Source organism: Amycolatopsis thailandensis, from assembly GCF_002234405.1.
Taxonomy (GTDB): domain Bacteria; phylum Actinomycetota; class Actinomycetes; order Mycobacteriales; family Pseudonocardiaceae; genus Amycolatopsis; species Amycolatopsis thailandensis.
Window position 1 is genome coordinate 1 of sequence record NZ_NMQT01000316.1, and the last position, 1,162, is coordinate 1,162.

Here is a 1,162-nt window from a genome sequence, read left to right on the forward strand (position 1 = left end):
GTCGGTCAGCGCGGCCTTCGTGCTCGGGACGTTCTTGAGCCCGTTGGACAGCTCGACCAGCGTCGAGGTGTCGAGGGTGACCTGCTTGATCAGTTCCCAGGCCGCGCCGGGGTTCTTGGCGCCCTTGGGGATCGCGATGATCGTGCCCGTGGTGAACGCGCCGCCGTAGCGGTCCGGCTTGCTGTCGAGCACCGGCGGGGCCGCGGTCGCGAACTTCAGCTCCGGTGCCTGGTCCTTGATGAACGCCGTGCGGTACTCGCCGTCGATCATCATCGCGAGCTTGCCGCGCTGGAAACCGTGGTCCGCCGAGTACTCCTCGCCGAGACCGGCCTTGAACTGCTCGACCTTGGCGTGGCCGCCGTAGAAGTCGACGAGCTGCTTCTGGAAGTCGAACATCGCCTTCCACTCGGGGCTGTCGGCCAGGTGGGACTGCCCGTCCGGACCGAGGTAGGTGGCGCCGAAGTTCGGGGCCCAGTACTGCGCGTAGTTGGCGTAGAACGGCATCGACGGCAGGAAGCCGGCGACCTTGATCGAGCCGTCCGGGTTGAACTCGGTCAGCTTCTTGGTGGCCTCGAACAGTTCCGAGGTCGTCTTCGGCGGCGACGTGATGCCCTTCGCCGCGAACATGTCCTTGTTGTAGTAGAAGCCGTAGACGTCGGCGAGCAGCGGCATGGCGCAGCGCTTGCCCTGATACTCGGTGTAGCTGCGGACGGCGTCCGGGATCTGGTTCAGGTCGATCTTGTCGCGCTCGATGTAGGGCTTGAGATCCTGGAAGCTGCCCGTGGAGCACCACGCGCCGAGGTTGTCGGTGAAGAACGAGATCGCCACGTCCGGCGGGTTGCCACCGCGGATGGACTGGGTGATCTTGTCGTCGTCCTGCTGGCCTTCGTGCTTGATCTCGATGTTCGGGAACTTCGCCTTGAGCTTGTTGAGCCCGGCGGTGACCACGTTGTACTCGCGGTCGGTGAACTTGCTGTAGACGGTCAGTGTGAGCTTCGCGTCCGCGGCGGGGGCCGCCGCCGCGTCACCCGCCCCATCCTTCGGGCCGCTTGCGGCGCCCGAACAAGCGGACACCAGCGCGGCGACGGTGACCGCGCCGAGCACTATCGAGCCGCGCCAAGATCGGAAGTGCGTCGTGGATGGCAGGCGGGGTGCGCCGCGG

Annotated in this window: 1 protein-coding gene; it reads right to left on the reverse strand. The window is 66.3% G+C overall.

The window, feature by feature from the left end; all coding sequences use genetic code 11:
* Positions 1 to 1,104: extracellular solute-binding protein (locus tag CFP71_RS42565; protein WP_208636164.1), on the reverse strand; the 1,104-nt coding region annotated here is incomplete at its 3' end.
* Between the last annotated feature and the right edge of the window lie 58 nt (positions 1,105 to 1,162).